Source organism: Cloacibacillus sp. An23 (assembly GCF_002159945.1).
Classification (GTDB): domain Bacteria; phylum Synergistota; class Synergistia; order Synergistales; family Synergistaceae; genus Caccocola.
In genome coordinates, this window is sequence record NZ_NFJQ01000015.1 from 42,056 (window position 1) to 48,554 (window position 6,499).

Here is a 6,499-nt window from a genome sequence, read left to right on the forward strand (position 1 = left end):
CCTTCTCCTTCCTAGCGGGCGAAAGGCATGCCGAGCTCTTTCAAGAGAGCCATAGCTTCCTCATCCGTCCTGGCCGTCGTAACGAAGGTAATGTTCATGCCGCGCTGGCGGATGACCTTATCGTAGTCTATTTCAGGGAAAAGGAGCTGCTCCTTAAGGCCGAGGTTGAAATTGCCCCTGCCGTCGAAGCCTTTCTTGGAAATTCCCTGGAAGTCTTTAATGCGCGGTAGAGCGATGCTGAAGAGCCTGTCTACAAACTCCCACATTCTGGCGCTTCTCAGCGTAACGGCGCATGCGACGGGCATCCCCTCGCGGACCTTGAATCCTGCAATAGACTTCTTGGCGCGCTTAAGCACAGGTTTCTGCCCTGAAATAATGGTGAGCTCATTTATTGAAGCGTCCATATACTTCTGGTCAAGCTTGGCTTCGTTGACGCCGATATTGATAACCACCTTCGCGAGGCGCGGGATCTCCATTACGTTCTTGTACTGGAACTGCTCGTTGAGGTGAGGACGAACTTCTTCCGTATATTTTGTCAAAAGACGCGGTGTCATGATGTCCCCTCCTTACTAAGCCTTATCTATTATCTCGCTGCACTTCTTGCAGACGCGGACTTTTCTGCCGTCGTCAAGAAAAGCGCGGCCCACGCGGGTGGCCTTGCCGCACTTGGGGCATACGAGCATAACCTTAGAGGCGGCAAGCGGAGCTTCCTTCTTCACAAGTCCGCCGCGGGGGTCTTTCTGAGTCGGACGCACGCTCTTCGTCACGAAGTTGATGTTCTCAACAATGACGGTATCCTTCTGGATATTGCGGCTGAGAATCTTACCTTCCTTACCGGCGTCCTTTCCGGAAATCACCCGGACGCGATCTCCCTTTTTTATTCTCATCTTAGACATGAGCGGTTTCCCCCTAAACTACTTCGGGAGCCAGAGAGACTATGCGCATATATTTCTTTTCTCTCAGTTCCCTTGCGACAGGTCCAAAAATACGCGTTCCCTTGGGGTCGCCGTTGTTGTCGATGACGACAGCCGCGTTATCGTCAAAACGAACATACGAACCATCCTTGCGGCGGATCTCCTTCTTAGTTCTGACGATGACGGCCTTAACGACGTCGCCCTTTTTGATATTGCCGTTTGGAGCAGCCTCGCGAACGGCTCCGACAATAACGTCTCCGACTGTCCCGACCTTGCGGAAGCTGCCGCCCTTGACCTGGACGCAGAGCAGCTTGCGCGCGCCAGAGTTGTCGGCTACATTAAGTACTGTACGAAGCTGAATCATTACTACTCAGCCCCCTCTTCAGCGGCATTGCCGAGTATAGGCGCTCTCTCGACTATCTCAATGACTTCCCAGCGCTTTCTCGCGCTGAGAGGTCTGGTTTCACCTATCATTACCGTGTCGCCAACGCGGCATTCGTTAGTCTCGTCGTGCGCCATAAATTTCTTGGAACTAAGAACAGGCTTACCGTAGAGAGAGTGCTTTGCCATACGGTCAACGCGAACGACTATGGTCTTTTCCATCTTGTCGCTAACCACAGTACCGGTGCGGATCTTACGATGTGCGGCGCGTTCTTCCATCTCCGGTTACCTCCTTGCTCCAGAATGATCTATGCCCATCTCTTTTTCGGTAATGACCGTAAGTATACGGGCGATAGTCTTCTTAACTTCTTTTATGCGTCCTGAATTGTTCAGCTGGCCGATAGCGTTCTGGAAGCGGAGGTTGAACAATTCTTCCTTGTACTGCTTGTGTTTATCTTTGAGCTCAGCAATACTGAGATCTCTGAGTTCCTTGGGATCCATAATTATTCACCTGCTCCCTCTCGGGTTAACATTTTGACCTTGATGGGCAGCTTGAATGACGCTGTACGGAATGCCTGCTCGGCTATATCGCGAGGCACACCGGCTATCTCAAACATTACGCGTCCGCGTTTTACCGCTGCAGTCCAGTATTCCACGTTACCTTTACCTTTACCCATACGAGTTTCAAGAGGCTTCTCGGTAACAGGACGGTCCGGGAATATTCTGATCCAGATTTTTCCGCCTTTTTTCATTTTACGGCTGATGGCGACGCGGACTGCTTCTATCTGACGCGCGGTGATCCAGCCGTTTTCACATGCCTGCAGACCGTACTCACCAAAGTCGACCTTCGTAGCGCCTTTGCTGTATCCGCGAAGAGCGGTAAGGTGAGGCTTACGATATTTTACTCGTTTCGGAGAAAGCATCGAATGTTACCCCCTATCCTTGGCTGCCGGCTCCGCGTCAAGAACGGGCTTGCGCTCCATGACTTCGCCTTTATATATCCATACCTTGATCCCGATGACTCCGTAGATCGTGTGAGCTTCAGCGAAGCCGTAGTCTATATCGGCACGGAGCGTGGAAAGAGGAAGCTGTCCTTCAAGATACCATTCCGTACGAGCAATTTCAGCTCCGCCGAGACGCCCGCCGCACTGAATCTTGATGCCCTTAGCTCCTGACTTCATGGCGCGGAATATCGACTGCTTCATCGCGCGGCGGAAGCTGATTCTGCGTTCCAGCGAAGAAGCGACGCCCTCGGCTACCACCTGAGCTTCCACATCAGGATTTTTCATCTCCTGAATATTTATCATTACCCGGTTACCGGTCATAGCCTGAAGTTCTTCACGAACTGCCTGTATTTCAGCGCCTTGCTTGCCAATTACAACACCAGGCCGGGCGGTCCAAACTGTGAAACGCATAACGTCGCCTATACGCTCAATCTCTACACGGCTGATGCCGGCCTGAGCCCAGCGCTTCTTTATCCAATCTCTGAGCTCAAGGTCTTTATGAAGAAACTTAGCGTACTTCTTGCCGTCAGCATACCAACGGGACTCCCAATCGTAGATGACGCCGAGTCTATATCCTACCGGGTGAACCTTCTGACCCACTGCTTCACCCCTCCTTACTTCTCGCACACGACCACTGTAATGTGGCACGTGTGATGTCTAAACGCATGAGCGCGTCCCATTGAGACCGGACGGAAGCGCTTCATATATGCTCCCTGATCGGCGGTGGCGGACTTTACCACAAGCTTGTCCATATCAAGACCGTGGTTGTGTTCCGCATTGGCGACCGCGCTCTTCAGAACCTTCTCAGCATAGCGTGCCGGCTTGTTGGGTGTGTATTTAAGAATCATGAGCGCCTCCGAGGCGTTTTTGCCGCGGATTAACGCGAGCACTCTGCGAGCCTTGTTAGCAGAAACACGAAGCTGCTTTGCAGACGCTTTTACTTCCATAACGCAGCCCTCCTACTTCTTCACTTTCGTAGTACGTTCCTGCCCGGCATGCCCGCCGAACTTGCGGGTCGGTGCAAATTCACCGAGCTTATGTCCAATCATGTTGTCGCTGATGTATACAGGGACGTGGATGCGGCCGTTATGCACGGCTATCGTATGCCCGACCATTTCAGGGGTGATCGCGCAGGCGCGGGCCCAGCTTTTAATCACCGTTTTCTTGCCGGATTCGTTCATATCCTCGACCCTGCGAAGCAGCTTAGCGTCGACGTACGGACCTTTCTTAAGTGAACGAGCCATCTAAAAATTCCCTCCTACCAATTACGGGCTACTTCTTACGGCGGCGGACTATAAACTTGTCCGACGGTTTCCGTTTGCGAGTACGGTAACCCTTCGCCGGAGTACCCCACGGAGAGACAGGATGCTTATGAGATTTGCTCTTTCCTTCTCCTCCGCCCATCGGATGGTCGACAGGGTTCTGAATCATACCGCGGATATGGGGGCGAATGCCAAGCCAACGGGTTCTGCCCGCTTTGCCGAAAACGACGTTCTCGTGCTCCTCGTTGCCTACCTGGCCAACCGTGGCCATGCACTCGAGAAGAACGAGTCTCAGTTCACCGGAGGGCATACGCACGAAGGCGTATTTGCCTTCTTTCGCCATGAGCTGGGCGGACGAGCCGGCTGAGCGTACAAGTACGCCGCCGCGTCCAGGTTCCAGTTCTACGTTGTGAATCACCGTACCTACGGGGATGTCCTTCAGCTTAAGGGCGTTTCCCGGGCGAATGTCGGAGCCCTCACCTGCGACAATGACGTCGCCGACGTTAAGTCCGATCGGAGCGAGGATGTATCTCTTTTCTCCGTCCTTATAGGAAATAAGAGCGATCCGCGCAGAGCGGTTGGGATCGTACTCTATAGCAGCAACCTTGCCTGGTACACCGTACTTATCGCGCTTGAAGTCGATGATACGGTATTTGATTCTTCCACGCCCGCCGCGATGGCGCATAGTTACGCGCCCATTGTTGTTGCGTCCGGCAGACTGCGAAAGGGAGACGACTAGGCTGCGCTCCGGCTTTGACTTCGTGATCTCAGCAAAATCAGGAGTCGCCATTTGACGGCGGCTAGGCGTAGTGGGACGATATTTTTTTATACCCATGAAATATTTCCCCCTTCTCCTTAGGCGTTTGCGCCCTCAAAGAAAGCTATCTTCTCGCCCTTAGCGAGTGTAACGACGGCTTTCTTCCAGGAACGGGAACGACCCAAGAAAGCACCCATCCGCTTCGGTTTTGAACGGACCTGGATCGTATTGACCTTTACAACCTTCACTTTAAATACTTCCTCCACTGCTTTGCGAATTTCAATCTTATTCGCTTTCGGAAGTACTTCAAACGTGTACTGTCCGAGCTCCATCTGACGGCTGGTCTTCTCCGTTATGACGGGCCGAACTATTATATCATAAGAAACGGCATTCATTAACCAAATACCTCCTCGAGCTTTTTAATTGCTTCGGGAGTGGCGATCAGCTGATCGTGATTCAGCAGGTCATAGACGTTTACGCTGTCTACGTGCTGCACATACGCGCCCGGGATATTCGCCGCAGATTTGACTACGGCCATGTTCGTCTCATGCAGGACGAAAAGCGGTTTCTTGCCGTTCTGTACCGCTGAGAGGAAGGCCATCATGCTTTTAGTCTTCGGCACGTCCATATCGAACTTGTCGACTACGATCATGTTCTCAGCCTGCGCCTTGAGCGTCAGAGCGCTGCGTATGGCTATGCGGCGGACCTTTTTATTGACCTTCTGGTGATAATCGCGCGGGTGCGGACCGTGCGCAACGCCGCCTCCCACCCACAGCGGAGAGCGGGAGCTTCCCGAGCGGGCGCGCCCAGTATGCTTCTGGCGCCATGGCTTTTTACCGCCGCCGCGGACGTCGCCGCGGTCTTTCGTGTTGTGCGTGCCAAGGCGGCAGTTCGCCAGGTGGGCGACTACGACCTGGTGCATTGCAGGCACGTGGATCGGGGCGCCGAAGACGGCATCAGAAAGAGTTACTTCCCCGATAACCTCGCCCTTAAAATTAACTTCTTTTACTACAGGCATCGTCCTCAGCCTCCTACCTAAGCAGTCTTGCGAATCATAACGAGGCCGTCGCGAGCGCCGGGAACAGGGCCGGCGATCAGGATAAGGTTGTTCTCCTCGTCGATCGAGAAAACCTTAAGATTCTTGGTCGTTACGCGCTCGTTCCCCATGCGTCCGGCCATTCTGCGGCCTTTCATTACGCGCCCGGGGAAGCTGCTGCATCCGATAGAACCGGGGTGACGGTGCGTTACGGAATGTCCGTGGCTCGCCGGCGTACCGCCGAAGCCGTGGCGCTTCATAACGCCAGCTGTCCCCTTACCTTTGCTGACGCCGATGACATCAACAACCTCGCCATTTTGGAACAGAGAAACGGTGATCTCCTGTCCCACCTGGTAGCCCGACGTGTCGTCCACGCGGAACTCCCTCAGCCAGCGCCTGGGCGCAACATTCTGCTTCTCGAAGTAGCCTTTCATGGGCTTCGTAACCTTTACAGGCTTGACGTCTCCGAGACCGAGCTGCACTGCGCTGTAGCTGTTCTTTTCAGGTGTCCGGATTTCAACGATCGTGCAGGGACCTGCCTCTATTACAGTAACAGGTACCGCTTTGCCGTTTTCGTCGAAGACCTGGGTCATCCCTACCTTGCGGCCCAGAATCCCCATACTCATTAACGTTTCACTCCTTTTCAGACTAAGGCTGGGTTAAAGCTTAATCTGTATATCCACTCCAGAAGGCAGGTTGAGCTCCATAAGAGCCTCCATCGTCTTCTGTGTCGGGTCCACTATATCTATCAGGCGCTTGTGCGTCCTGATCTCATACTGGTCGCGCGCGTCCTTGTCGACATGCGGCGAGGTGAGAACGCAGAAGCGCTCTACCGCCGTGGGAAGAGGCACGGGACCGGAAACCTTCGCGCCTGTGCGCTGCGCTGTGTCCGCTATCTGGCTTGCGGAGGCATCAAGTACGCGATGGTCAAATGCTTTGAGTTTTATACGAATCTTCTTCGCCAAAGTTTTCCCCTCCTGGGGCTGCTAGTCGATGATCTCGGTGACGACGCCGGCGCCGACCGTGCGTCCGCCTTCGCGGACCGCGAAGCGAAGTCCTTCCTGCATCGCTATAGGAGCGATGAGTTTGACTTCGAAGGTGCTGTTGTCGCCAGGCATTACCATTTCAACGCCTTCCGCAAGCGT

Annotated in this window: 14 protein-coding genes and 1 pseudogene; all 15 read right to left on the reverse strand. The window is 53.8% G+C overall.

Translation table 11 applies throughout. The features are described 5' to 3' along the window. Window positions 1-11 precede the first annotated feature (11 nt). Entirely contained in the window at window positions 12-554 is a 543-nt protein-coding gene (gene rplE / locus B5F39_RS13425) for a 50S ribosomal protein L5 (protein WP_087368561.1), read from the reverse strand. Window positions 555-569: 15 nt separating this feature from the next. Then, window positions 570-896, reverse strand: a complete 327-nt coding sequence (rplX, locus tag B5F39_RS13430; protein ID WP_087368563.1) for a 50S ribosomal protein L24 — start codon at window positions 894-896, stop codon at window positions 570-572. Between the two features lie 13 nt (window positions 897-909). Continuing rightward, window positions 910-1,278, reverse strand: a complete 369-nt coding sequence (gene rplN / locus B5F39_RS13435; protein WP_087368565.1) for a 50S ribosomal protein L14 — start codon at window positions 1,276-1,278, stop codon at window positions 910-912. Between the two features lie 2 nt (window positions 1,279-1,280). Then, window positions 1,281-1,574, reverse strand: coding sequence for a 30S ribosomal protein S17 (gene rpsQ / locus B5F39_RS13440; RefSeq protein ID WP_087368567.1), 294 nt, complete (start codon window positions 1,572-1,574; stop codon window positions 1,281-1,283). Between the two features lie 6 nt (window positions 1,575-1,580). Continuing rightward, window positions 1,581-1,796, reverse strand: coding sequence for a 50S ribosomal protein L29 (rpmC, locus tag B5F39_RS13445; protein ID WP_087368569.1), 216 nt, complete (start codon window positions 1,794-1,796; stop codon window positions 1,581-1,583). Between the two features lie 2 nt (window positions 1,797-1,798). Next, a complete protein-coding gene (rplP, locus tag B5F39_RS13450; protein WP_087368571.1) occupies window positions 1,799-2,218 on the reverse strand; it encodes a 50S ribosomal protein L16 in 420 nt (139 codons plus the stop codon). A 6-nt stretch (window positions 2,219-2,224) separates the two neighbouring features. Further along, on the reverse strand, window positions 2,225-2,899 hold the full coding sequence (rpsC, locus tag B5F39_RS13455; RefSeq protein WP_087368573.1) for a 30S ribosomal protein S3: 675 nt from the start codon (window positions 2,897-2,899) through the stop codon (window positions 2,225-2,227). Between the two features lie 14 nt (window positions 2,900-2,913). Next, window positions 2,914-3,246 (reverse strand): 50S ribosomal protein L22, encoded by a 333-nt coding sequence (gene rplV, locus B5F39_RS13460; protein ID WP_087368575.1) that lies wholly within the window; start codon window positions 3,244-3,246, stop codon window positions 2,914-2,916. Window positions 3,247-3,258: 12 nt separating this feature from the next. Further along, window positions 3,259-3,543, reverse strand: coding sequence for a 30S ribosomal protein S19 (gene rpsS, locus B5F39_RS13465; protein ID WP_087368577.1), 285 nt, complete (start codon window positions 3,541-3,543; stop codon window positions 3,259-3,261). A 28-nt stretch (window positions 3,544-3,571) separates the two neighbouring features. Next, window positions 3,572-4,396 (reverse strand): 50S ribosomal protein L2, encoded by an 825-nt coding sequence (gene rplB / locus B5F39_RS13470; RefSeq protein WP_087368579.1) that lies wholly within the window; start codon window positions 4,394-4,396, stop codon window positions 3,572-3,574. 20 nt (window positions 4,397-4,416) lie between these two features. After that, window positions 4,417-4,713, reverse strand: a complete 297-nt coding sequence (gene rplW / locus B5F39_RS13475; protein ID WP_087368581.1) for a 50S ribosomal protein L23 — start codon at window positions 4,711-4,713, stop codon at window positions 4,417-4,419. Next, window positions 4,713-5,336 carry a 50S ribosomal protein L4 gene (rplD, locus tag B5F39_RS13480; RefSeq protein ID WP_087368583.1) on the reverse strand — a complete coding sequence of 208 codons (624 nt, stop codon included), beginning with the start codon at window positions 5,334-5,336 and terminating at the stop codon, window positions 4,713-4,715. The genes rplW and rplD overlap by 1 nt, the downstream gene beginning before the upstream one ends. Window positions 5,337-5,353: 17 nt before the next feature. Further along, window positions 5,354-5,980: a 50S ribosomal protein L3 gene (gene rplC / locus B5F39_RS13485; RefSeq protein WP_087368585.1), complete on the reverse strand. Its 627-nt coding sequence runs from the start codon at window positions 5,978-5,980 to the stop codon at window positions 5,354-5,356. A 33-nt stretch (window positions 5,981-6,013) separates the two neighbouring features. Next, window positions 6,014-6,319, reverse strand: coding sequence for a 30S ribosomal protein S10 (rpsJ, locus tag B5F39_RS13490; protein WP_087368587.1), 306 nt, complete (start codon window positions 6,317-6,319; stop codon window positions 6,014-6,016). Window positions 6,320-6,340: 21 nt separating this feature from the next. Beyond that, window positions 6,341-6,499, reverse strand: a pseudogene (gene tuf, locus B5F39_RS13495) (elongation factor Tu); the annotation flags it as partial.